Origin of the sequence: Arthrobacter sp. MYb227 (assembly GCF_002975435.1) — a bacterium.
In the GTDB taxonomy this organism is placed as follows: Bacteria; Actinomycetota; Actinomycetes; order Actinomycetales; family Micrococcaceae; genus Paeniglutamicibacter.
In genome coordinates, this window is sequence record NZ_PCPT01000001.1 from 338,503 (window position 1) to 360,361 (window position 21,859).

Annotated in this window: 20 protein-coding genes; 4 read left to right on the plus strand and 16 right to left on the minus strand. The window is 57.1% G+C overall.

Translation table 11 applies throughout. The features are described 5' to 3' along the window. Positions 1–106: 106 nt before the first annotated feature. The 3 genes from CQ018_RS01560 to CQ018_RS01570 form a co-directional block, all read right to left on the minus strand. Positions 107–1,336 (minus strand): pyridoxal phosphate-dependent aminotransferase, encoded by a 1,230-nt coding sequence (locus CQ018_RS01560; protein WP_105548211.1) that lies wholly within the window; start codon positions 1,334–1,336, stop codon positions 107–109. Between the two features lie 149 nt (positions 1,337–1,485). Beyond that, positions 1,486–2,544 carry a glycine betaine ABC transporter substrate-binding protein gene (locus CQ018_RS01565; RefSeq protein WP_146111788.1) on the minus strand — a complete coding sequence of 353 codons (1,059 nt, stop codon included), beginning with the start codon at positions 2,542–2,544 and terminating at the stop codon, positions 1,486–1,488. Then, the gene (locus tag CQ018_RS01570) at positions 2,541–3,065 is read right to left on the minus strand and encodes an NUDIX hydrolase (protein ID WP_105548213.1); all 525 of its coding nucleotides are present in this window, start codon (positions 3,063–3,065) and stop codon (positions 2,541–2,543) included. Before CQ018_RS01570 ends, CQ018_RS01565 begins: the two co-directional genes overlap by 4 nt. A 79-nt stretch (positions 3,066–3,144) precedes the next feature. Here CQ018_RS01570 and CQ018_RS01575 point away from each other — a divergent pair, with 79 nt between their 5' ends. Further along, on the plus strand, positions 3,145–3,648 hold the full coding sequence (locus CQ018_RS01575) for an Lrp/AsnC family transcriptional regulator (RefSeq protein ID WP_105548214.1): 504 nt from the start codon (positions 3,145–3,147) through the stop codon (positions 3,646–3,648). A gap of 2 nt (positions 3,649–3,650) precedes the next feature. On the opposite strand, the gene CQ018_RS01580 is transcribed toward CQ018_RS01575, so the two are convergent. The 3 genes from CQ018_RS01580 to CQ018_RS01590 all read right to left on the minus strand — a co-directional run bounded on the left by CQ018_RS01580 (position 3,651) and on the right by CQ018_RS01590 (position 6,850). Beyond that, positions 3,651–5,024, minus strand: a complete 1,374-nt coding sequence (locus tag CQ018_RS01580; RefSeq protein WP_105548215.1) for a phosphotransferase — start codon at positions 5,022–5,024, stop codon at positions 3,651–3,653. A gap of 55 nt (positions 5,025–5,079) precedes the next feature. Then, a complete protein-coding gene (locus CQ018_RS01585) occupies positions 5,080–5,916 on the minus strand; it encodes a hypothetical protein (protein ID WP_105548216.1) in 837 nt (278 codons plus the stop codon). Between the two features lie 301 nt (positions 5,917–6,217). Further along, the gene (locus tag CQ018_RS01590; RefSeq protein WP_105548217.1) at positions 6,218–6,850 is read right to left on the minus strand and encodes a GNAT family N-acetyltransferase; all 633 of its coding nucleotides are present in this window, start codon (positions 6,848–6,850) and stop codon (positions 6,218–6,220) included. 77 nt (positions 6,851–6,927) lie between these two features. Between CQ018_RS01590 and CQ018_RS01595 the strand changes: the two genes are divergently transcribed. The 3 genes from CQ018_RS01595 to CQ018_RS01605 all read left to right on the plus strand — a co-directional run bounded on the left by CQ018_RS01595 (position 6,928) and on the right by CQ018_RS01605 (position 8,848). Further along, positions 6,928–7,593 carry a 5-formyltetrahydrofolate cyclo-ligase gene (locus tag CQ018_RS01595; protein WP_105548218.1) on the plus strand — a complete coding sequence of 222 codons (666 nt, stop codon included), beginning with the start codon at positions 6,928–6,930 and terminating at the stop codon, positions 7,591–7,593. A 144-nt stretch (positions 7,594–7,737) separates the two neighbouring features. Beyond that, entirely contained in the window at positions 7,738–7,959 is a 222-nt protein-coding gene (locus CQ018_RS01600) for an FmdB family zinc ribbon protein (RefSeq protein WP_105548219.1), read from the plus strand. Positions 7,960–8,092: 133 nt separating this feature from the next. Beyond that, the gene (locus CQ018_RS01605) at positions 8,093–8,848 is read left to right on the plus strand and encodes a Flp pilus assembly protein CpaB (protein ID WP_105548220.1); all 756 of its coding nucleotides are present in this window, start codon (positions 8,093–8,095) and stop codon (positions 8,846–8,848) included. A gap of 3 nt (positions 8,849–8,851) precedes the next feature. Here the strand turns inward: CQ018_RS01605 and CQ018_RS01610 are convergent, their stop codons facing one another. The 10 genes from CQ018_RS01610 to CQ018_RS01655 form a co-directional block, all read right to left on the minus strand. Next, entirely contained in the window at positions 8,852–9,208 is a 357-nt protein-coding gene (locus tag CQ018_RS01610) for a hypothetical protein (protein WP_105548221.1), read from the minus strand. Positions 9,209–9,316: 108 nt separating this feature from the next. Next, positions 9,317–13,117: a DNA helicase gene (locus CQ018_RS01615; RefSeq protein WP_181149685.1), complete on the minus strand. Its 3,801-nt coding sequence runs from the start codon at positions 13,115–13,117 to the stop codon at positions 9,317–9,319. A gap of 293 nt (positions 13,118–13,410) precedes the next feature. Beyond that, the gene (gene guaA / locus CQ018_RS01620) at positions 13,411–15,003 is read right to left on the minus strand and encodes a glutamine-hydrolyzing GMP synthase (RefSeq protein WP_105548222.1); all 1,593 of its coding nucleotides are present in this window, start codon (positions 15,001–15,003) and stop codon (positions 13,411–13,413) included. 87 nt (positions 15,004–15,090) lie between these two features. Further along, positions 15,091–15,441 (minus strand): DUF6176 family protein, encoded by a 351-nt coding sequence (locus CQ018_RS01625; RefSeq protein ID WP_105548223.1) that lies wholly within the window; start codon positions 15,439–15,441, stop codon positions 15,091–15,093. 169 nt (positions 15,442–15,610) lie between these two features. Continuing rightward, positions 15,611–16,075 (minus strand): DUF3817 domain-containing protein, encoded by a 465-nt coding sequence (locus CQ018_RS01630; RefSeq protein WP_105548224.1) that lies wholly within the window; start codon positions 16,073–16,075, stop codon positions 15,611–15,613. Continuing rightward, positions 16,072–16,959 (minus strand): SURF1 family protein, encoded by an 888-nt coding sequence (locus tag CQ018_RS01635; RefSeq protein WP_258142363.1) that lies wholly within the window; start codon positions 16,957–16,959, stop codon positions 16,072–16,074. The genes CQ018_RS01630 and CQ018_RS01635 overlap by 4 nt, the downstream gene beginning before the upstream one ends. A 124-nt stretch (positions 16,960–17,083) precedes the next feature. Continuing rightward, the gene (locus CQ018_RS01640; RefSeq protein ID WP_258142364.1) at positions 17,084–17,584 is read right to left on the minus strand and encodes a PTS sugar transporter subunit IIA; all 501 of its coding nucleotides are present in this window, start codon (positions 17,582–17,584) and stop codon (positions 17,084–17,086) included. 221 nt (positions 17,585–17,805) lie between these two features. Beyond that, positions 17,806–18,951 carry a GuaB3 family IMP dehydrogenase-related protein gene (locus CQ018_RS01645; RefSeq protein WP_105548227.1) on the minus strand — a complete coding sequence of 382 codons (1,146 nt, stop codon included), beginning with the start codon at positions 18,949–18,951 and terminating at the stop codon, positions 17,806–17,808. Between the two features lie 89 nt (positions 18,952–19,040). Beyond that, complete coding sequence (locus tag CQ018_RS01650) at positions 19,041–20,285, minus strand: BtrH N-terminal domain-containing protein (protein ID WP_105548228.1); 1,245 nt, start codon at positions 20,283–20,285, stop codon at positions 19,041–19,043. 747 nt (positions 20,286–21,032) lie between these two features. Next, positions 21,033–21,842 (minus strand): class I SAM-dependent methyltransferase, encoded by an 810-nt coding sequence (locus tag CQ018_RS01655; protein WP_181149686.1) that lies wholly within the window; start codon positions 21,840–21,842, stop codon positions 21,033–21,035. Positions 21,843–21,859 lie beyond the last annotated feature (17 nt).

A 21,859-nucleotide genomic window follows, 5' to 3' on the forward strand; every position in this document is an offset into this window, starting at 1 on the left:
GTTGCCACAGCGAATTATTAGGTGTTAACGCGCTAGGGGGGGCAGCTACCTGACCCAATTGGTCGGGTAGCTGCCCCCCTAGCAGCAAGAAATCAATTCCCGAAGGCTAGACCGAAATCTTGCCTTCCCGAATGGTTTCGAGGAATTCGGCAATGCGGCCCACCGCATCTTCGAGATCACGAACAGCGGGAAGTGTGACCAGACGGAAATGATCCGGTGCTATCCAGTTAAAGGCCGTGCCCTGGGTGATCAGCATTTTCTGGCTCTTGAGCAGTTCCAGCGCGAACGCCTCGTCGGAATGAATCGGATAAACTTCCGGATCTAGCTTGGGGAACAGATACATGGCGCCCTTGGCCTGTTGTACCGAAACACCGGGAATATCGTTGAGCAGTTTATAGGCGACATCGCGTTGTTCCTTGAGGCGCCCACCGGGCAGGATCAGGTCGTTGATCGACTGGTAACCGCCCAACGCCGTCTGGATAGCGTGTTGTGCAGGAACGTTAGCGCACAGACGCATATTAGTCAGCAGGTTAATGCCCTCGATGTAATCGGTGGCCAAAGATTTGGGGCCGGAGATCGCCATCCAGCCCGAACGGAACCCACACACACGGTACGCCTTGGACAACCCCGAGAAGGTAAGTACCAAGACGTCATCGCACAGCGATGCGGTATTGATGTGGGTTGCCTCGTCATAGAGGATCTTCTCGTAGATCTCATCCGAGAAAACGACTAGCTTGTGCTTGCGTGCCAGCTCCAAAATCCCCTCGAGCGTTTCCTTGGGGTAGACGGCACCTGTTGGATTATTGGGGTTGATGATCACGATGCCCTTGGTGCGGTCGGTGATCTTTGCTTCCATGTCCTCAAGGTCCGGCAGCCAGCCTTCTTCTTCGACGTTGAGGTAGTGCACCGGGGTGCCACCGGCCAGCGAAACCGAGGCGGTCCACAGCGGGTAGTCCGGCGCCGGGATCAGTACCTCATCGCCGTTGTTCAGCAGTGCGTTCAAACTCAGGGTGATAAGTTCCGAGACACCATTGCCCAGATAGACATCATCGACGCCGATGGTCTGGATGCCTCGGGTTTGGTAGTACTGCGAAACTGCGGTGCGGGCGGAGAAGATTCCGCGGGAGTCCGAGTAGCCCTGCGCGTTGGGAAGGTTGCGCATGATATCGACAAGGATTGCATCGGGGGCTTCAAATCCGAAGGGTGCGGGGTTGCCAATATTGAGTTTCAGGATCCGCTGCCCCTCGGCCTCCATACGTCCGGCGTGTTCGAGCAGCGGTCCGCGAATGTCGTAAAGGACGTTGTGAAGTTTCGTGGACTGCTTAAAATCTGACATTCTCTTACTTTCTCATAAGCGTTAGGCCGGTTCCTGATTTGTGATCAAGACGACTAGTTTGCTAGGTCATAGAGTGAAATCTTCGGCACTCTTCGCCCCCAAACGCTGCCGGGTCTTGCGTCTGGCCCTACCTAGCCGAGGGCGATCACTTATTTTCCGACGAGGTTTCTTTCCAAGAGCCAATCCGCCGCCGCTATTTCAACGGGCAAAGAATCTTGTCCTGTCACAGCACGATTGAGTTCAATAAGATCGTCTTGTTTCAGCGCATGACTGACCTTGTTGATTGCGTCAATGGCGTCCTGCCCCAATTCGTTCGTGGTGATCAGCGGTAGCAGGGTTTGTGGGCTGAACAATCCTTCCGAATCTTGCAACCTCACCAGCCCGTTATCAACAATTGCCGCGCTTTCCGAGGTAATACCAAGGACCTGCACTCGATTGGTAATCAACTCCTGCACCGGGGCCTTATCGTTTGGCGTCACGGGCAACACTCGTGCGGGGATACAGGAATAGGTTGTTTCAAGTTCGGCACTAAGGCTTGCCGAGAACTCCTCGGGAACACCAAATTCAAGGTCTGAGCAATATTCCGGAAGTTGAGCGAGATTATTTATGTTCTTCGCTGCGCTGATGCTCGCTGTAGTGATCAGCACACCATCCCGATGTGCTTCGGTGGAATCTAAGAGTGCGAGCTCACCTATTTTCAGTGAGCGCAAGGCCTTGAGCGTTTGATCCGCTGTGAGGTTCTTATCCCGCCCGGTAGCTGTTCCTGCACTCTGAGAGCTTTGCGGCGAAAGCCCGGTGGCCGGCGGTGTGTGGGAATCTTGTTTATTCTCGGGAGTTTTTTCCAACTCTTCTAACAGGCTCGTGGAACCGGCCACAACAATATCGGCTTTACCAGCGATGACTTCTGCCACCGGGTTGGCATTGGCCTCACCGAGTTTTGCCTTGACGCCTACGGATTCGAGCATCTGCTGATAAAGCGTGGCAACTGCAGTTGAGGTTGCATCGTCGGCATGGGCCAGGACCAGCTGACGTTCGGTCGCGCTTTGGGTTGCTTGAACTTGCGGTTGAGAGGTACAGGCGCTGAGCGTCAGTGAAGTAATTGCCATTGCCATCACACTAATCCCCAGCGGACGGCTAAATTTTTTGCGGCCAAGGGACTTAGCGCCACGCTTGGGTGCTGGAAACCGGGTGGAGCGTTGTGTATTCACTGTGCCACCGTGTTCGAGATACCGTGAAGTTCGGCCATCACCGGATGTTCCTCGACGTAAGCCAGATACATTGCAAGTGCCTCGTCAACCCGATCCGTGCGGTTTAGCGTAGAGATTTCGTCAATTGGGAACCAGGCTGCTTCGCTGGTAGTTCCCTCCGCTTCAAAGGCTAGTTCGCCGCCGGTGATCGTTGCGGCATAGATCACGGCTACCGTCTGCAGGGGACGTTGTGTGGCGCCAAAGCGCTTATGGGCGGGAATCAGCCCCGAGGAGACATCCAACAATGAGTCGATGCGTACCGTGTAACCAGTTTCCTCGGTAACCTCACGCATCGCGCCATCGGTAATTGATTCGCCGAGGTCCACTCCCCCACCCGGTAGCGTCCAGCGCGGCACGAAATCGGCCTGGCGATCACGCATATCCCAGAGGGCCAGCAGCATCTGCCCCTCACGAACAACAACACAATAGGCGGCAAGTCGGGTCTCAAAGTCAGCTAGAGCCGCGCTTGGGGGGTTAGTCATGATCCTAGTTTAGGACGTGAGTTGGTCGCTTCGAGTTTCGCCCGTGTCAAAGTCGGCGGATCTGTGATGGAATATCTGCATGCCCATTTCCCATTCCATGCAGTTTCCGGCCGAACTTGACGATGTTGATCGTCGAATTATTCAGGAACTAGTCAATGACGCGCGCATTAGCAACGCCATGTTGGCACAGCGCACAGGTATTGCTCCTTCCACTGCCTTACTGCGCACGCGTTCATTGGTTGAGCGTGGTGTATTGACCGGATACCACGCAGAGGTGAGCTTGCCTGCCGTGGGGCGAAGCGTCCAAGCACTGATTTCCGTACGTTTGCGTGTGCATGACCGGGTAGAGATTGACAGATTCACCCAGCGGATGCCGATGCAGCCCGAAGTTCTCTCAATGTTCCATGTTTCCGGGGCTACCGATTATCTGTTACACATCGCCGTAAGCTCCACAGAGGCACTACGTGACTGGGTGCTCGATAACTTGGCCACCGATGAATCTGTGGGACACACGGAGACCACCCTAGTGTTCGGACACCACAAGGGGCACGGTGGACCGGTCCCCGAAGAACCACTGTCCTAGGCTTAAAACACTTCGTGATCGGCCCGGTCAACTAGTTCTTCCGCGACCCGTAACCGCGCCTCGGCAGCTTCGACCCAGCTAGGGTCGGCGCTGCGTGCACCGGCAATCAGTGTCAATGCCACCGCGCCCGAACGTGCCCAGAGAGCCACCGGGTCAATTGCGCGTTCAAAGACTTCACCGAAATTTTCAAGCGCTTTTACCGCGCTTTGGTTCTTCTCCCCAATGGTCGGCAAGATGGCCAAGTGCCCCAAGAAACAGGCAAGATCATCTACTCGGTAGCCCGGACCTAATGAGTCAAGATCTAACAGGGCGCTGATCTTTCCGTCCTTCAACAGGATATTTGCCACGTAGAAATCACCGTGGGTGGGGACAAGTCCACCGCGATCGCTGGAAGCTAGCAGAACCTGTAGGCGTTTGTGAAGCGCCCCAATGCGCTCGCTGTGCCGCGGTAACGCCAGAGTTGCCGCTCGTACGTACCGGTCCAAGCCATCGCTCCACGCCGGACGGGGTGGTAATTCCATGATTGATTCTGGCAGCTCATCAAGCAATGCAATGAATTGTTCCGGGGTCGGGATACCGGGTGTTGGCTTGCGCGTTTCAATGACCGCGGTTGGCAAGTGGTTGTTTTCGGCTGCACGGCGCAGAAGAACGCTCAAACCTTCACCCGGGGCCTGGGTCAGCGCAACGATCCCGGGCAGGACAGGGCTTCTTGGCTCGGGGTTCAAGACGCTCGGGACAGGAATATTGCTACTGTCCATGAGCCGATGGCGAGCTAATAGAGCTTCACTGGCCTCGGCGCGACCAACCTTTAAGAAAACATTTCGTTCTACCTGTAGCGGGCCACGGCTCACGAAGGTTGCCCGCATGACGGCTCGGCGCAGCGGCCGGTAAGCGACCGTTGAAAGTTGTTTTAGAATTTCACCGTGACCCCAATATTTGCTCACGCTGGGACCATCCATAGCCGTAGCCAAGGCCGGGAGCATCGGGTCAAAGGGATGAATCCAGCCGCTGACGGTGACCGGCTCATTCGTTTCAACGTTAGTCAACTCATCAACTGAAGTTGTTTTCGGGTGCGGCTGACTTGGAAGATGTGGATATATCTGCACCGCGGCCGTGTGCGCAGAAGAGATCTTTTCTGTGCTTAGTCCTAGCTCGGTAAATCCTGTGCCAGCTGGCATTCGATACAGCGCACTTATTCCAGCTCCGGGGCGATGCTGTAGACGGATCCGATGTTCCTCATAATTCCACGGCCCTGTCGCTGCATGGCCGCCAAGTAGCGTGACTAGGCGTGGAATTGCTGGTAACAAAGCGACCAGCGCAGCTGCGTCCCGATGCGTCAATGATTCATGGGATGCGTGCTGGCTGGCCGTTGACATTGTTTATGGTCTCTATGTGATATCGCGTCCGGAAGCGTCAGTCATAGGTTCTGTTCTAGGCGCGACGGCGCTGCATGACATCGTCAAGGTTCATCCGATTGGCATCGCGAGCAACACGATCCGCTTTGGATTTAGCCGTTGAAGTCTCTGCGATCACAGCGTCTGCTTCAATAATTTCCGGTACAGCCGGTGCTGAATTCGCGACGGTACTAGTGGACTTGGCACCGATAGACTTTTCTACACCTTCAGAAATACTGGTGGTTTCGGGGGGCTGCGCCGCGGCTTCTACGGCCTTGGCCAGCTGCTTGCTAGCTTCCTGTGCACGAAGAGTTGCATTAGTCGATGCCTTGAGCACCGCGGCAGGTTCGATTGCCTCCGGGGTCGGGCGTTGCACAGCATTTTTCATGACATATTGCGGCAGTGGCACTTCAGTGGGTTCCCAGGCAGCAGGACGCTGGATTGGTGACCCCTTGGCAGCGATGCGCAAGGCCTCGGCACGAAGTTCTTCAACCGTCAATCTAGGTGCACGCTTATTGGAATTTGGTTGAGCATCGAAAACTGCTGTCTGTTTCTTTGGGGACTGTGTAACGGGCTCGACGACTGTTTCCATCGCAAGTTTGCGAGTTGATTCCATGCGCGCTAACAATTTGGCGCGGCGTGCACGCACAGCGATGACGCGCAGTGCGGCAAAGCTCCCCACTCCCACTAGCAGACCGATCAGTGGCACCCAACCGGAGAAAACACCAGCCAGGGCGAGGACTCCACCAATGACCAAGGTAAGCACCGATAGGCAGCCCAAAAGTGCTATTGCCACTCGGTCATAGTAAATGCGCAAGGGAACCTGTCCCTTGGCGCTAGACGCGACTGAAGCCTTGGGTGCTGCCGGTGCCATGCTGCTCCTTCGTCGGTGGACGTTTACTACTTGAGGCAAAGATGAAAGTGCAGGAACATACCGACTTCATTTCGCATGTGGCTTCACTAATTTGCGCACATGCCGCGAGGTACCGAAATGCGGTAGCGTGCGGCACATATGAATTTTGGAACGTCCACGTCAAACAACATTAAGCAGGTAAAGCCCCGCGGTGGCGCATTCGACTCGGTGTGTCCGGGAATACTCACGATATTTTTGTGGTTTAGCGGCCTTTTTAGCTACCTGCTGAATTTTGTTACCGATTACCTCGAAATTTTGCACTCTACCCTTCTTGTTGCCAGCGGCGTTCCTGCCACCGGTTTAGTAGCCCCTCTGGAACTTCCTCGGCTGTCAATGCAAAGGTCCGGTGATCGGCCCAAGCGCCATTAATGTGCAAATAGTCTTTGCGCAATCCTTCATCACGGAACCCCAGTTTTTCTGCAACGCGCAGGCTCGGAGAATTTTCTGGTCTGATATTAATTTCGATCCGATGCAAACCCAAAACATTGAAACAGTGGTCGGTGGCCATTGCCACAGCTTCGGGAACAATACCTCGACCAGCATGTCCCGCATCGACCCAATAGCCAATTGAAGCACTTCTGGCTGCGCCCCACATGATTGAGGAGACGGTTAATTGGCCAACGATGGGTGGGCGTTTGGCATACGGGCTGGGCATGGTGATGGCCCACGGTAGACACTGTCCGTTTCGGGCTGCACGGTTTTGTCCATTGACCATTGCAACGAAGCTTGCCGGATATCCGGTGCCATCGGGAACCGTCGCATCCCACGGTGCCAACCAACTGGCGTTGGCCGCACGCAGGGCATTCCACTCGGCCTTGTCACGCGCGCGCATGGGACGCAAGATCAGGTGTGGTCCATGGACTGTGGCAGGCCAATGACGATCAAATTCGGACATACATCAATCCTAGTCATTGCCGATGCCTCACGCAGGCCATCGATAGTATCTGAAGTCCTCGTCCTACACTAAGAGTTATGGATAAGAGGTCAGCGCCGAGAACGAGCGACGAAACCAACCTTGTTGCACTCGAGGCACACAAGGACACGACTCGCGATCAGCTCCGGGCAAAACGCCGTCAGCTTGGCGCAACCGAACGCCAACGGCAGGCCGCTGCACTGGCAAGACACCTAGTCCCTTGGCTCGACGTAAACGCTCCACGCAAAACCCTCACATGTTTTCTCTCGTATGGGGCAGAACCACCCACTGGGGAACTACTCGATACGCTGCATGTTGGCGGTTATAGAATTTATGTTCCGGTCTGTGAACCCGCCCGGCAACTTTCTTGGGTTCGCTGGTATCCGGGTGTTGAAATGGAACGTAGCGCTGTTGCACCCATTAACGAACCAGTCGGTGAACGTTATGGTGTCGAGCTGATGGGCGAAATTGACGTGGTGCTAGTTCCTGCCCAGGCAGTTGATGAGGCAGGAGACCGCTTGGGACAAGGTGGCGGGTATTACGACAGGTTTATTTCGGCAATGAACGAACGTGCCGGCTCCGGCGCCATCACTCAAGGCCCCAAATTGCTCAGTATGGTTTTCGAACACGAGTTCATGAGTGCTGGTTCCTTCCCGGTAGAAGAATTTGATCAGCGGGTGGATGCCGTAGTCACGGCGTTGGGCGTGCGTAACCTCACCGATTGACCGGCCGGGTGTGCGATAGAATTAGATACGGACGCGGTATCCATCTCCCCGTCCTGACCCCACCTCCGCAGGATCAATCGGTACACGCTTGTTGTGCCAGGCTCGGCCGCGGGAGAACTTTGATCATCTTGCGAAAGGATCATGATGCCTACTTATGTTTACGCCTGCAAAGACTGTGGCCACGCGATGGAGGTAGTCCAGTCCTTCAGCGATGAAGCGCTAACCATCTGCCCCGAATGCCAGGGGGAACTACGTAAGAAGTTCAATAGTGTTGGAGTTGTCTTCAAGGGATCCGGCTTCTACCGCAACGATTCACGATCTTCGGGCAGTTCAAGTGTTCCTGCCTCGAACACTTCATCCGCATAGCATCGCCACCCCTCAGCTGGCGCGTCATTGCTCTTCTTCGCACAGCTTGAGGTCACCTAAGAATTTGATATAGATGTACACCAAAGCCATGGGCGCGAACCACTGAGGTCTGTGCCCATGGCTTGCTTAATGCATGTTTACCATGCATCGACGTAACGAATTAGGCGACTCGGGGCGCAGCAAAGCGCTTCGCAAGGCACCAAGCGCCAGGCCAGGGGTTCGTGGAACAAAAACTCGGGAACCGGGGCGCAGTCCACGTGAAATATTCGCCAAGTACCGCAGGATTCTAGCCGCAGGCATTGCCATGCTCACCGTCGCGGTGTCCTTAGCCGCGCTGGCACCCAAACGTGAAGAAACTCTCCCGGTTCTTGTTGCCGGGCGCGATCTACCGGCTGGCACATTATTGAGTGCCGAAGATTTGCGTGTTGTACGAGCTTCTGTGGCGTTATTGCCAGCAGCAGGGTTTGGTACGACGGTCCCGGTCGAGGGATCACGTCTGGCAATCCCTCTCTTGGCCGGAACACCACTGCTTGAGACGATGATCATTGGGCCCGGGCTACTTGCCGGAACACCATCTGGCACCGTTGCTGTACCGCTACGCCTCAATGACGCATCGACGTCCACGCTATTACAGTCGGGGCAGCATGTAAATGTTGTGCTTACCGAGGGTAATGGTTTTGAGTCCAAAGTGGTCTCACGGGTTTTGGCTCGTTCGGCAACGATCCTGTGGACGGCGGTGCCAACAGACCCCGGGCAGGGAGCTGCTTGGGGTTCTTCGGGCACCTCAGAAGAAGCGGGGTTGATTGTTGTTGCAGCCCCACCCGAGGTTGCCGAATCCCTTGCAACGGGTGCACAGCGAGGCAAGCTTTCGGTGGTCCTGGTGAACTAGGTCCTAATCCCAATGTGGGGGGCGTTGAGATTTCATCCACTCCCCCAAATCGTCCACGCCATCGCCCCAGCGCCGTGGATCATCCTCGGCCGCGCGTTCGGAGAATATCGGCTCGGTCCCCTGCGCCGCCGTGCGAGCGGGCTTATCCGTGGCATCAGGTGAACCGGTGGGCGTGGCCGTGGAATCCTTTGCCGCATCGGTAGTCACCGGCTGATCACCGAGCTGTACGTTCTTCGGATCGGGCCGACCTGCCCCGTGCGGCAGCTCAAAGACACCCAAAAGCACAGATTCGCTAACCTGTTGCGGCTGCGCAGTAACCCGCCGCGGCTTTTTACGCCCGGGCTGCTGTTGTTGCTCCATGCTGCTTCATCCTGCTTCATCCTGCTTCAAGTATTCAATCCAGTGATCCGTGGGCCAGCTAGCCCCCTTTCCGGTTCACTCAGCGTCTCCGGGAGGGCTAGCTACAATTTAGGACCCGTTCGATCCGTTTCCGCCCGAGGCATGGGCGAGGTTCGCCACCGGTGGGATGGCAAATACTGGCTCACTCTCGGCGCTCTCGGAGCCTGAACGAGCTTCCGAACCGGGAGCGGCTGGGGCTTCTTCGTTAAGTCCCAAGTAGCCAGCCAGGGTGTTTGCCACGGCCGCAGGATCGGAGAAGACATCGATCGTCCATAGTGGAACGTAGCGCCAGCCTAAGGATTCGAAGAGCTGCGGACGCAGACGGCTTCGTTCGCGCACCGAGAACTTACGATAGTTTTCGGTACCGTCATACACAACGGCTAGCGGTGTAGCGGTTCCAGAACCCGTGACATCGAGCGCATGGGCAGCGATATCAAGAACGCCCCGGTAATGCTGGGTTACGAAAGACCCATGCTCTTCAAGCCTGCCCATCAGGTCGGTGACCAAGGGGTCTTGTAAGGGTGTGGTAGTCGCGATCATTCCCGAATCGCCACCCAGAACCCGCCCAACAAGCTCTAGGAAACGGCGTGCCCCATAACGCATGCGGGCCAGATCCATATCCTGGGGGCGCAAGGCAGAAACCAACGTCATCGAGGTACGCGCCCGGGTTACTGCATTGACGAAGAGTTCGTCACCGCCGGGTTGTGAGAGCGCACCAAAATCGTGCACGATTTTCCCATGCGTGGTGCGCCCGTAGCCCAGTGCCAAAATGATTGCGTCTCGTTGCAGATCCGCAAGCTTATCGATGCTTGTCACCAAGAAGCGTTCGTGCGAGGCACGGAAGTATTTGATGGCCCAGGGGTGGTTCGGAAGCTGAACGCGGATTCCTTCGGCAATCGCCGATGCATGAGTGCGGTTTCCTGCAACTACCGCCAAGGTTTCGGTAGGACGCTGCGCAAGGTGTGCAAAGACCAAATCTACAACGCGCCGCACCTCGGCAACAGTGGTTTCCACTGATTCGCCATTCATCCCCAAGGTACCGGTGCCATCGGCTACGTACTCGGCACGCAACGCCGAAGAACCTGCACCAAGGGATCGGGCAGCTGGCAGGCGGGACAGTGAATCCGCATAGAAATCGTGTGAAAGCGATGCAGTAAGTCCCTCATCGATCCCACGATAAGCAGTGCTCAGGCGCACCATCGGCAGGATCTTGGACAATGCCGACATGGCCGAGATCGGTGCCGCCTCAACCCTCGTATGTGCCGTGGGATCAACGGAGACCTCAAAGGGATTTGGTCCACCCATCATTGAATCACCAAAGGCGATGATCTGGGCGGAACGAGAGATCGAGCCAAGCACCGAACGCAGCGACAGAGAATCGGCATCCAACAGGATTACCGCATCAAACTTCATTCCCGCCGGAACCGTCGCCGGTACCAGCAACGGGGAACCGACCCAGATGGGGCACAACGAGTTCACTAGCGCATCGCCCAAGGACATCAACGCCGGAATATTCGGGTCTTGTTCCTTGAGCATGGCGCGCAGCTCGCGTGATGCGGCACGATGGTCGGCAAGCGCTGCCTTCCAGGCCTTGGCCAGGGCCCAACGTAAGCGTGAAGCACCTGAGGCAACATGAGCGGAGTCGGTAATCCGGTATTCGGCCTCGAGCCTGCGCAATTTGGCGCCATCGTTCATCGCTAGGAAGTCATCCCCGGAGATCATCGCATCCAGCGCAGACTGCCACCAGGCAAGTTCGAGTTCCGCACCGACGACGTCAGGATCAATGTTGCGGGCGCGGAAATCGGCAATGAGCTCACCGAGTCCTTGCTCTTTGAGCTGCTCGGAAATCAGGGTGCGTTCGGGCAACTGATCTAGTTCGCTCTTGTGCTCGATCAGCGCATCGATGCGTTCAAGCAGTTTTGTCACCGGCTCGTCACGCAATTGATCGGCAACAGTTGATGGGAGCAGCGAGGCGAGCTTATCGATGCGTGCCCCGGCATCCTGGTAACCGGCATTGACGTCCAGCAATCCCGCCGGCACCATGGGATGGCGCTGACTGGTTGCATGCTGACGCCAGGCCAGGTGTTGTACCTGTACCGCTTCGAGTGCAGATTGCAGATCCGCAACATGCATGCCAGGACGCACATAATCCTTGGCAACCTTGCGCAAGCGTGAACGAGTCATCGAACTCATTTCGATACCGCGCTCCCGACGCCATGCCGATGAGGCGGTGGCGGAGATCAAATCTTCGACGGGACGGTCAAAAATATCTGATTCGAACTTATCAAGTGAGCCACGCACGGCGACCAATAGGTCAAGCTGTTCGCCCCACTTATTGTAGGAATCGGCAAGCCGGATCTCGGAGTGGTCGGCAACCTTGAGCATGTGCTCACGCAGGATCGGTAGATCCCGAGATAGGCCATCGACAAGATCAATTGCCGTATCGGTATCGCGCTTGTTGCGCAGCCGTGCACCAAACCAGGGGCTTTGCGTTGCCGCACTAATGAAAGACCCAAGTTCCGCGGCACGAACCAGCTGTGCCGTGGTTGCCTCGCGATCGGTGATCGAGTCAAGAACCGAACGCTTCAGTCGCACCGTGGTGGCAGGGGCCTGGTCAAGAGAGGTAAGCCGGGCAAGTTCCTGCATCGCGTCGTACGGAGAGCAGCCCCACCGCTGACGTGTTGAATGCAGCGAGCGCACGTGGTCAAGAAGCGCATGACGATGTTCGCGCAGCTTTGCATGAAGTTGGCCCAGCTGTGGCTCGGTGGCACGCTCATTACGCAGGATCGAACGCGTGAGCAGTTCACGCAATGCCGCCGGGTCTTCCTCAGGGGAAAGCAGCAGGGCCGTGCCCGCCAAATCTAGTTCAGCAAATTTGGCAACAAATTCCTCGGCGCTTGAGCGGCGTTCGGCAATGACCAGCACGCGTTTACCGGCTGCGGCAAGTATTGCCGCGGTGTTCAGTGCTGTTTGGGTTTGCCCCGAACCGGCAGGTGCGCTCACCGCTACCGAGGCACCGGCCTCCACTAGGTCAAGGACGCGCTGCTGAGATTCATCGGCATCCAAGAGCAATAGCTCATCCTGGGGATCCCGATCATCGCTGGTGCGTTCGGGGATCTGCGGGGTTGAGAGTTTCTTTGGTTCTTGCCCGTTCTGTGCGCTCTGCCGCTCTTCGGCGGCAAGCAGTGCATCAAGCACCGGATGTGTGAGATCTAAGGTGCCCGGATCAGCCGGATCGGCAAGGTCGGCGAAAGTTGAAATCAATAGTTGGTGAGCGATGATCACCCCACCGGTATCCGCTACCTGAGAACGCAGGGCGTCCATGCCGCGGGTCGGGTCAAAACGTGCGATCGAGTAGGCTGCGGCATTGATCGCCGCAACATCAATCTCGAGGTTGAATTGGCGTTTGAAATAGCGCAGCAGGGCCGGAGAGAATTCGGCGCGGCCCATCAACTGAATTTCATAGTCATCTTGGTCATCGCGTGCGGATAGGACGATGCGCCCGAGCATAATGGGGGCATTGAAAAGTTCGTTGCGGCCCTCGTGGGCAGCACGCCAGTTAGCAATCCCGGCAGATAGGTATCCAACATCGATGCCACGTTCGTCCCAAAGTTCACGGATTTTTGTCCGCAGTGCCTCGGCCGTACGGCGGGCAACCTCGTATTGGTCCGAATCACGTAGCAGCGTGGAGAGTCGGGTGCGGCGCCCAGCTAGGAACTGGGCCAGGCCTGAAGGATGCGCATGAGTGATGTCGATGCTATTTGACGCCGAAGGGGCGAAGCGCAGCAGCGTATCGGTTCCGACACCGGGTCCCAATGATTCAACCCATGTGGAGACCATTTCATCCGTATGTTGCTGGTGCTCTGACACCGTCGCTACCGTCCCTTCCCTCAAACCGAATGCCGCGGCACGTGTTGGGCGCATTGCCACAACGTGTACATCCGGCCCTTACTAACGTAGTGCAAAAAGACATCGCGATGCCGAACCAAAACACGTTGTTGCGTAGCTTCTTAGGCTCGTGTACGCATCATCGCTGGTGGGGATCGGTCGCTAGTGAATCGGCGATCCACTGTTGGCTTAAACACTGTAGGGGGAAGTAGCCGCGCTGATGCGACTTCTCCCCCCCTACAGTTCTGTGCAACGCGGCTAACCGCGCGCCGGGATTACTCCCATTCGATGGTTCCCGGTGGCTTGGACGTTACATCCAGTACCACGCGGTTGACCCCGTCGACCTCATTGGTAATGCGGTTGGAGATCTTTGCCAGCAGGTCGTACGGCAGGCGTGACCAATCGGCAGTCATCGCATCTTCCGAGGAGACCGGGCGCAGCACGATCGGGTGACCGTAGGTACGGCCATCACCCTGCACACCCACGGAGCGTACATCCGCGAGCAGGACTACCGGCATCTGCCAGACTTCTTCATCCAGGCCGGCTGCGGTCAGCTCGGCGCGAGCAATCGCGTCTGCCTTGCGCAGCAGCGCCAGACGTTCCTCGTTGACCGCACCGATGATGCGGATGCCTAGGCCGGGGCCCGGGAAGGGCTGACGCATGACGATCTCGTGCGGCAAACCAAGCTGCTTGCCCACGGCACGAACCTCATCCTTGAAGAGCTCCCGCAGCGGCTCAACCAGTTCGAAGTCTAGGTCTTCGGGTAGCCCGCCGACGTTGTGGTGGCTCTTGATGTTTGCTGCTCCCTCGCCACCTCCGGATTCGACGACGTCCGGGTACAAGGTCCCCTGGACCAGGAACTTCACCGGTTCGCCGGAGTCGGCTGCCTCGGCGAGGATCGCGGTTTCGGCCGCCTCGAACGCACGAATGAATTCGCGGCCAATGATCTTGCGCTTGGTTTCCGGATCCGTCACGCCGTCCAGAGCGGTCAGGAAGCGTTCGCGCTCGTCGGCAATGTAGAGCTTGGCTCCGGTTGCGGCAACGAAGTCCTTTTCGACCTGTTCCGCTTCGCCTTCGCGCAGCAGACCGTGGTTGACGAAGACACAGGTGAGCTGATCTCCAATGGCGCGCTGCACGAGTGCTGCGGCCACTGCCGAGTCGACGCCACCGGAGAGGCCACAGATGGCTCGTCCGGTGCCAACCTGGGCACGGATCTTTTCGACCTGGTCATCAAGGATGTTCGCGGCGGTCCACGAGGGGGAAAGGCCTGCACCGTTGTACAGGAAGTTCTTCAAAACGTCCTGGCCGTGCTCGGAATGCTTGACCTCTGGGTGCCACTGCACGCCATAGAGGCGCTTGGCCTCGTTGGCGAACGCGGCTACCGGGGCGCCGGCGGTAGTTGCCAGTACCTCGAAGCCCTCGGGAGCCTGGGCGACGGAGTCGCCGTGGCTCATCCAAACGTTCTGGGTTTCCGGGATGCCGGCCAGGATGGAGCGTGCCGCTCCGGTGGCTGTGGCATCGGTTGCGCCGTATTCGCGCAATCCGGTTTCGGCTACAACGCCACCCAGGGCGTTGGCCATGGCTTGGAAGCCATAGCAGATACCCAGAACCGGGACATCTGCTTCAAATAGGTCGGCACCGACACTCGGGGCACCTTCGGCGTAAACGCTTGAGGGGCCTCCTGAGAGGATGATTGCCGCCGGGTTCTTGGCGAGAATCTGTTCGGTGGTGTAGGTATGCGGGACGATCTCCGAATACACGTTGGCTTCGCGTACACGCCGAGCAATCAGCTGTGCGTACTGGGCCCCGTAATCGACGACCAGAACCGGCTTTTGCTCTGGGGTGCTGGGAGTGTTGGTCACGCTCATTAGCTTAGCCGTACGGTGCGCTCGCCCGCACCTTGAATCGGCTAAGCGTGACGCATACTACTTAGCCTGAGCACTAATGGGTGGTTCTCAGGCGTTTATGAAGCTGGCACGAATAGGTTTGGGGATCATGGTGACCTTGGGAGTGAGGTCGATATGGGTGTAGCTATCGTCGATGCAGGCGCGCCAGTATTCAAGATGTTTCACATCGATCCAGTGCGTTGAGTCGGTGATCGCGATACCGCCCGCATTTTGGATACTGAACCAATACAAGTAGTCGACACCGTCGAGGTGCTCGTGAAAGATGGTTTCGACGAGCATATTCTCCCCGTCAAGGGTTTGGAGTACCGCATCCATGTTCTGGTTCAAAAATTCCAGCCATTGCCCAACCTTTGACATGGCACCTGGTCGGACACGAAAACGGCTAAGTTCTATATTCATGCTTTCAGCCTAGGCAACGTCCTTGTCGAAAGATCGATCAGTGACTTCGGGACAAGAGTTTCTTGAAGCACACAATTGCTGCTGATGGCCACACGACGAAGGTCCGCACACCGGATGGAACAGTGTGCGGACCTTCGCAAGATATACCGTGATGCTTGGGTGTCGGTGTCTAGTAGCGCTTGGCTGCCTGCGGGTGCGAGGCAAGTTCACGCTCGACTTCAACGTGGACCTTCTTCTCCATGAAGAAGGACAGCAGCGGGACAACGCCGCCCAGCGCGATGGTGATGAAGCGGCTAAAGGGCCAGCGCATCAGGGACCAGAGACGGAAATCTGCAAGCAGGTAAACCACGTACATCCAGCCGTGCACGATCAGGATCATCAGCGAGATGTTGATGCCACCGGTGATATCCGCGCGGTTGACAAAACTGACCGCGTTAGAAGTTCCATCAAGCAAGGTGCCCCCGATGAAGAGTTCCAGATGCCAGAAGTACTTGATGATCATTTCAGCACAGAGCAGCAGGAGCATCACACCGGTTGCGTAGGCAAGCACCTTGTAGAAGTTTGAGGCGCTACGGATCTGGGCCGGGGTGCCGGCAAAGCGGCGCACTTTAGGTGTGGATGATTGCTCGGTCACTTCTGGTCCTTCGTGTCTTTGGTTTCAATAGGTGTTGAGGTGCTTTGGGTGCGTTGCGCCGGGTCTGCCCCTGGTGCACCGGCCATGTTTTGGTAGACGGCGACCGGGTCTAATCCGGCGGCGATTGCCGCCGCATCGGCAATATCTTCCTGTTGGCGACGGTAGTCATCTGACACCAAGCGATACCACAGGAATACTGCAAATCCGGCGAAGACAACCCATTCGATGCCGTAGAAGATATTGAGCCAGTTGATCTGGCGTTCCTGCGGCTGCGGGCCCACATCAACTTGGATCAGCCCTGTGGCTTCGGCAGATCGATCCATCTGGTTTTCACCGGTGACCGGTCCGGCCACGAGGAATCCACTGTAGGAAGGAACATCCCAAATATTGATCAGTTCGGCTACCGACAATGAGTCAAAGACGATGCCATCACCCGTTCGTGTTTTGGGCGCCTCGGTAGGCAATAGACGCCCGGTGAGCTGCAGGGTTCCGGTGGGAGCCGGTGCCGGGTCGCTTTCATCGGGTTGCCAGCCACGTACCACAGGGATGGTGTTGTTGTCCGGAGCGCCATCAACTTCGAAGGGTGCGACTACCCAGTAGCCCTTCTCACCGCCTTCGAGCCGGTTACTGATCAGGATCTGTTTTCCGGGTAGGAAATGCCCGGTGGCCTCGACCATTTGGTCGGCCATTTTAGCCATCAGAACTTCTGTGGGCTTGAAATGAGAGGTGAGAGCCACGGGATTTTCGGTGGTGGTCACCGGCGGTGGGGCGTCTGTGGCGGAGCGGTTAAACTGCCACTGGCTAAGCAGGACAAAGCCCGTGGCGACCACTAGGGCACCGAGCAGGGACAGAATCCAACGAGGTTTAAGGGCAGTTTTCAGCACTATACAACCGTACGTCGATTCGGCAGCTAAGAGCGAATGGAACTAATCTTCTGTCTCATTCGTTCACGCGAGATTGGCCACATGCTGTGCCGCTACCCCGCCGTACCACGAGCTATTTTGGACGCTAAACCGTTGAAAAATCGATTGTTGAGTTGATAAGTTCGGCAATAACTTCGGCATCATGGGCGCGCCGTAGCGAGGTTCTAAAGGAATCCTTAGACAGCGATCTAGCTAGGGCCGCAAGCATATTCAGATGTGCGGAATAGCTGGTTGCCGGTGTTGCCAGTAGCAGTACCACCTGGGCTGCGCCATCTACAGCCCCAAAATCAATGCCCTTACCGAAGGCTACAACACCCACGGCAATACTTGTTTGAGTCGTTGTTTCGGAGCGAGCATGAGCAATGCCGATGCCGCCGGGAAGTCCCGTGGCTAGCTGATGTTCGCGCCTGTCGACCTCGGTCAAGAACTTTTCAAGGTTCTCAATACGACTTGCCGCATACAGTTTTTCGGCAAGCACTCCCACCGCTGCCTCACGATGTGGCACGTTAAGTTCCAACACCACAAGATCCGCGCTGGCCACTGGTTCAGTGTTCTGAGCGGGAGCATGCTGTAGGGGGGTTTGCATTGTTGTTTGCATCAATTCGGGGAAGCGTGGTTTGGCGGTCGGGGGGGCGCTAGTGGCTCTGTTTTGTAGCGTACAGGAGCCTTGCGCTATGGCGCAGGCTTTATTAGCGCACAAAGTATAAGTGGTGGAGCTACGCAAAAGGCGACCGATTTCAGTAAATTGTTGATCACAAGATGCTGAAACACGGTCGCCTTCGACGGTGTTGCAAAAAAACTAATACATTAGTCCGCTTCGTAGGGTGAAACTACCACGTCCACGCGCTGGAATTCCTTCAAATCCGAGTAGCCGGTGGTGGCCATCGAGCGGCGCAGTGCGCCAACTAGGTTTGAGGTTCCGTTGGTGTGGTGCGAAGGACCGTAGAGCAGCTGCTCCAGTGGTGCGACGGTGCCAACCTTGACCCGATCGCCACGCGGGTTGTTCTCGTGGGTGGCTTCCATGCCCCAGTGCCAGCCAGCACCAGGCGCTTCTGCGGCGCGCGCCAGTGCGGTACCGAGCATTACTGCGTCGGCGCCCATGGCGATGGCCTTGACGATGTCTCCGCTGGTGCCCAGTCCGCCGTCGGCGATCACGTGGACGTAACGGCCGCCGGATTCATCCAGGTAGTCGCGGCGTGCTGCTGCAACGTTGGAGATGGCGGTGGCCATCGGTGCATGGATGCCCAGCGCCCGACGGGTGGTGCCAGAGGCACCGCCACCGAAGCCCACGAGCACACCTGCGGCGCCGGTGCGCATCAGGTGCAGGGCCGGGGTGTAGCCCGCGGCGCCGCCTACGATGACCGGAACGTCGAGTTCGTAGATGAACTGCTTGAGGTTCAGCGGTTCATGGTTCTTGGAGACGTGCTCTGCGGAGACGGTGGTGCCGCGGATGACAAATACGTCAACGCCGGCCTCAACAACCGTCTTGTAGTGTTCCTGGGTGCGTTGCGGGGTCAGTGACCCTGCAACGGTTACACCCGATTCACGGATCTCGGCAAGACGCGCGGTGATCAGCTCGGGCTGGATCGGTGCTGCGTAGAGTTCCTGCAATCGTTTGGTGATTGCCGGGTCAAAGTGGCCGCCATCGGCCGACTTCAGTGCCGCGATTTCTTCGAGCACCTTGGTCGGGTCCTCGTAGCGGGTCCACAGACCCTCAAGGTTTAGAACGCCTAGGCCACCGAGCTTGCCAAGGGCAATTGCTGTTGCCGGGGACATGACCGAGTCCATGGGGGCACCAAGGATCGGGGTCTCGAAGGAGTATGCGTCAATCTGCCACTTGACCGAGACATCATGTGGGTCACGGGTGCGACGGTTAGGAACAATCGCCACATCATCAAGGGAGTACGCCTGGGCTGCACGCTTGGAGCGGCCGATTTCAATCTCATAAGTCACCGAACCAGCCTACCAGCTACGATGCGAGCGGCGGGGGCTTGCAGCTACCCGCGCAGCTTCCCCGCCCACAACAGCATCTGTAGTCCGTGCTATTTCCCTAGCTGCTCTAGCGTTGCGCTAAGTGCAGTCGCGGCGGCGTGTTCACCCTGAGCGATGATTTCTAGTTGATCGGCAAGTGTAGCGAAATGTGCCGAACGCTCTTCCACATCGATCTCAGGGTCGATCAAATCGGTGAAGACGATCCAGTCCTGGGCTAGGTGTGAGTAATCTGCTACGTGTGTTTCCAGCGCGCGGAGACCCGGAAGCGTTGCCGCCTCGGTGAGGAAGTCTGCGTACTGACCACGTAATGCACCGATTCCGCCAAAACGGGTATCGGTGAGGAAACCCAAAATTTGGTTGAGCCCGGATTCTAGGCGCGTTGGATCCTCAAAGATTCTGGTCCAGCCCTTGCGTGTGGTGGTGTCGCGGAGGCGCTCGGCCCAGTTGTTCATCCCTGCAATGCCGAAGTTTTTCGCGAAGTGGGTAGGGATTCCTTCAAGTTCGCTGGTGCCCAACATACGTGAAGTCATCTGGTCTATCGCTTCGCGAGCCGCCTTGGCCAGCGCCGAGGCCGATGGCCCGGTACTGGTGGGGATCCAGGCTTGCCAGTGCTTATCGCGCTTGCGTTGAGCACGTGCGAAGGCAAGGTCTGAAGGTGAGATTGGGGTCAGCGATCCCGAGCCGTCGTCGATAAGCAGGTCATCTCCGTGCTCTCCCACCACCACCAGGTCGATGGCATCGGATTCTTCAATGGCTTCGGCATCAACCCACGGCAACGCTGCAACGGAGGCGCGGACCACCACGGCACGGCCTGCGTCCAATCCGGCATCCAGATATTCGGCGGCAAGTCGGGCACTGCCGGTGGTGCGTTCGTTGACCTTGGCACCGCAGCGTGTCAGCAGGTTTGCCGTGTACGGTTCGGGGTGCGCACGGGTGACGATTGTCGCAGTGGTGACAGAGTCATATTCGAAGGTGAAGATCATGAATCCGATGCCACCTGCCAGCCCAGCGAGCATTGCTTCGGAAATTGGTTCACCGGTGATCGGGTGGGTAACTCCGGCTTGTGTGAGTACCCGGTGCCAGAGTGCTGCGTCGTATTGGATGACATTTTCTGGTGCTGGGTATTCTGGCAGCTCTGCTTCTTCCGCGGCAGCCGCTGCCTCTGCGGCTTCTAGCGCATTGGCCGGACGCTCCGGCTTGGCCGCAAGAATGTGCTTGCGTGCGGTCGTATAGCTCTCACCGGTACGAGCCATGCGGTCTCGGGTGAGTTTCTTTAGGTTTTTTGGCTGAGCCATTGAAGTGTTGTCCTTATTTACGTGCGCGGGGGTGCGGGGGTTTCCCGCTCATCTGAAGGGGCAACGCCATCTGAACATTCTACGCGGCTCACCAGGTCCCACGTACGCACCTATGTAGCGCTCGCTAGCGGCCGTGATCAGCCATAATCTGCAGGCAGGGGGGTGCTGGTGCCAAGCGATTTTTCCGCGCTTTTCGGGGGTCAGCACGACCCCGCGTGGATGGTCTGACAGTGGCGAAATTGGTCGATTTCTGGTTGCCATCGGCCCAAAATACGCACGGGCTAGAAAGCCGGTTGCTGAAATATCATTCGCCGCTGGATACCACGGGAAATAAGTCCGTATTCCGCCAGATGGGCGGCTCTTGGGGACTACGCGGGCATGGTACTTTGCAGGGCGCTGTCGCTCCGAGTACCGAAGCAAGCATTGATCTTTAGCCGGTCCTGCTCAGTGGCCTGAAGCTGAGCCTGCTCATCGACGGAGATACCGCTCCACGGCCCTTTATCCCGAAACAGATCAATCTTTACGACGACGGAAAATTCTCTTCCGACAAACTCACCAAGAACTACATGATTAATGACATCAATAATGCTGGTGCCGATTCCAAAAGTGGAAGCACGCTCAAGCCATTCATCCGTTTCTAAGCAGAGGCTTCGCCCCAGCTTTTGAAGGGAATGAGCTCACAGCCGGGCATGATCGTAACTCAGGGGGCGCTCCCCCACCTTTGCACGGCTAGGCGAGTTCGAACATCTAATCCGGTTTAACCGCAACGATCAGCCGTGGCGTTATCAGATCAGCAGCGATCGCTTCGAAGACATGTTTCATGCGCAGCTCAGGTCGATCGCCCAACACAATCGGGATATCAAGTGGTCCCGGTCTACCCGCTTGCATGCGGGTGGCGAGTGCGAGTGCTTCGTGGCGACGATCAATATTTTGTGAAACGTCAAAGCCTGCCCCGATGAGGTGGTCAATATATGCCTCACCGCTTTCCACATGGGATGTATCTGCTGAGTCTGCCCAAGGAAGTGGATAAGTCAGCTCGTTGCTACCCATCAGATCGTAAATTCCCAGCGATCCGCCACGACGCAATACCCTGAAAATTTCTGTGAACACCGCACGTTTCTCCCCAAGATTCATACCAACATGCATCAGCACCGCTGTATCAAACGATTCTGCGGCTAGGCCGGTGTGTTGCGCGGGGTGTCTGAGCATGGTGATTGAACCGCCCATCCCACAGGCGTTATCCAGTTCGTTTGCAAGATCCACAAATTCGGAAGTGATATCCACTCCCGTGACCACGGCCCCTTGGGAGGCAAAGTATCGGGCGGGTCCGCCCAGTCCACTTCCGACATCCAGCACCCTAGTTCCCAAACCAATGTGCAGCTTCAGGGCAACGAATTGTGTTGCCTCTCGGCCACCAATATGGAAGTGATCGGCTTCGCCTAGATCACTTGCCTTGAGGACTTCGGGTTCGTGTCCTTCAGCGCGCAATGCTGTATGAACGCGTTCACGCAGCATGCCGGTGCTATAACGCTTAATCGTTTCCTCGGTCTCGCTCACTTTGGTTCCCCCTTTAG

Bases quoted from the DNA above. Each gene is read 5' to 3' on its own strand.
- CQ018_RS01585 (WP_105548216.1), bottom strand. From the start codon at position 5,916: ATGGCACCGGCAGCACCCAAGGCTTCAGTCGCGTCTAGCGCCAAGGGA.
- CQ018_RS01650 (WP_105548228.1), bottom strand. From the start codon at position 20,285: ATGGCTCAGCCAAAAAACCTAAAGAAACTCACCCGAGACCGCATGGCT.
- CQ018_RS01640 (WP_258142364.1), bottom strand. From the start codon at position 17,584: ATGCAAACCCCCCTACAGCATGCTCCCGCTCAGAACACTGAACCAGTG.
- CQ018_RS01590 (WP_105548217.1), bottom strand. From the start codon at position 6,850: ATGTCCGAATTTGATCGTCATTGGCCTGCCACAGTCCATGGACCACAC.
- CQ018_RS01605 (WP_105548220.1), top strand. From the start codon at position 8,093: ATGTTTACCATGCATCGACGTAACGAATTAGGCGACTCGGGGCGCAGC.
- CQ018_RS01580 (WP_105548215.1), bottom strand. From the start codon at position 5,024: ATGTCAACGGCCAGCCAGCACGCATCCCATGAATCATTGACGCATCGG.
- guaA (WP_105548222.1), bottom strand. From the start codon at position 15,003: ATGAGCGTGACCAACACTCCCAGCACCCCAGAGCAAAAGCCGGTTCTG.
- CQ018_RS01575 (WP_105548214.1), top strand. From the start codon at position 3,145: ATGCCCATTTCCCATTCCATGCAGTTTCCGGCCGAACTTGACGATGTT.
- CQ018_RS01610 (WP_105548221.1), bottom strand. From the start codon at position 9,208: ATGGAGCAACAACAGCAGCCCGGGCGTAAAAAGCCGCGGCGGGTTACT.
- CQ018_RS01600 (WP_105548219.1), top strand. From the start codon at position 7,738: ATGCCTACTTATGTTTACGCCTGCAAAGACTGTGGCCACGCGATGGAG.
- CQ018_RS01560 (WP_105548211.1), bottom strand. From the start codon at position 1,336: ATGTCAGATTTTAAGCAGTCCACGAAACTTCACAACGTCCTTTACGAC.
- CQ018_RS01570 (WP_105548213.1), bottom strand. From the start codon at position 3,065: ATGACTAACCCCCCAAGCGCGGCTCTAGCTGACTTTGAGACCCGACTT.
- CQ018_RS01625 (WP_105548223.1), bottom strand. From the start codon at position 15,441: ATGAATATAGAACTTAGCCGTTTTCGTGTCCGACCAGGTGCCATGTCA.
- CQ018_RS01595 (WP_105548218.1), top strand. From the start codon at position 6,928: ATGGATAAGAGGTCAGCGCCGAGAACGAGCGACGAAACCAACCTTGTT.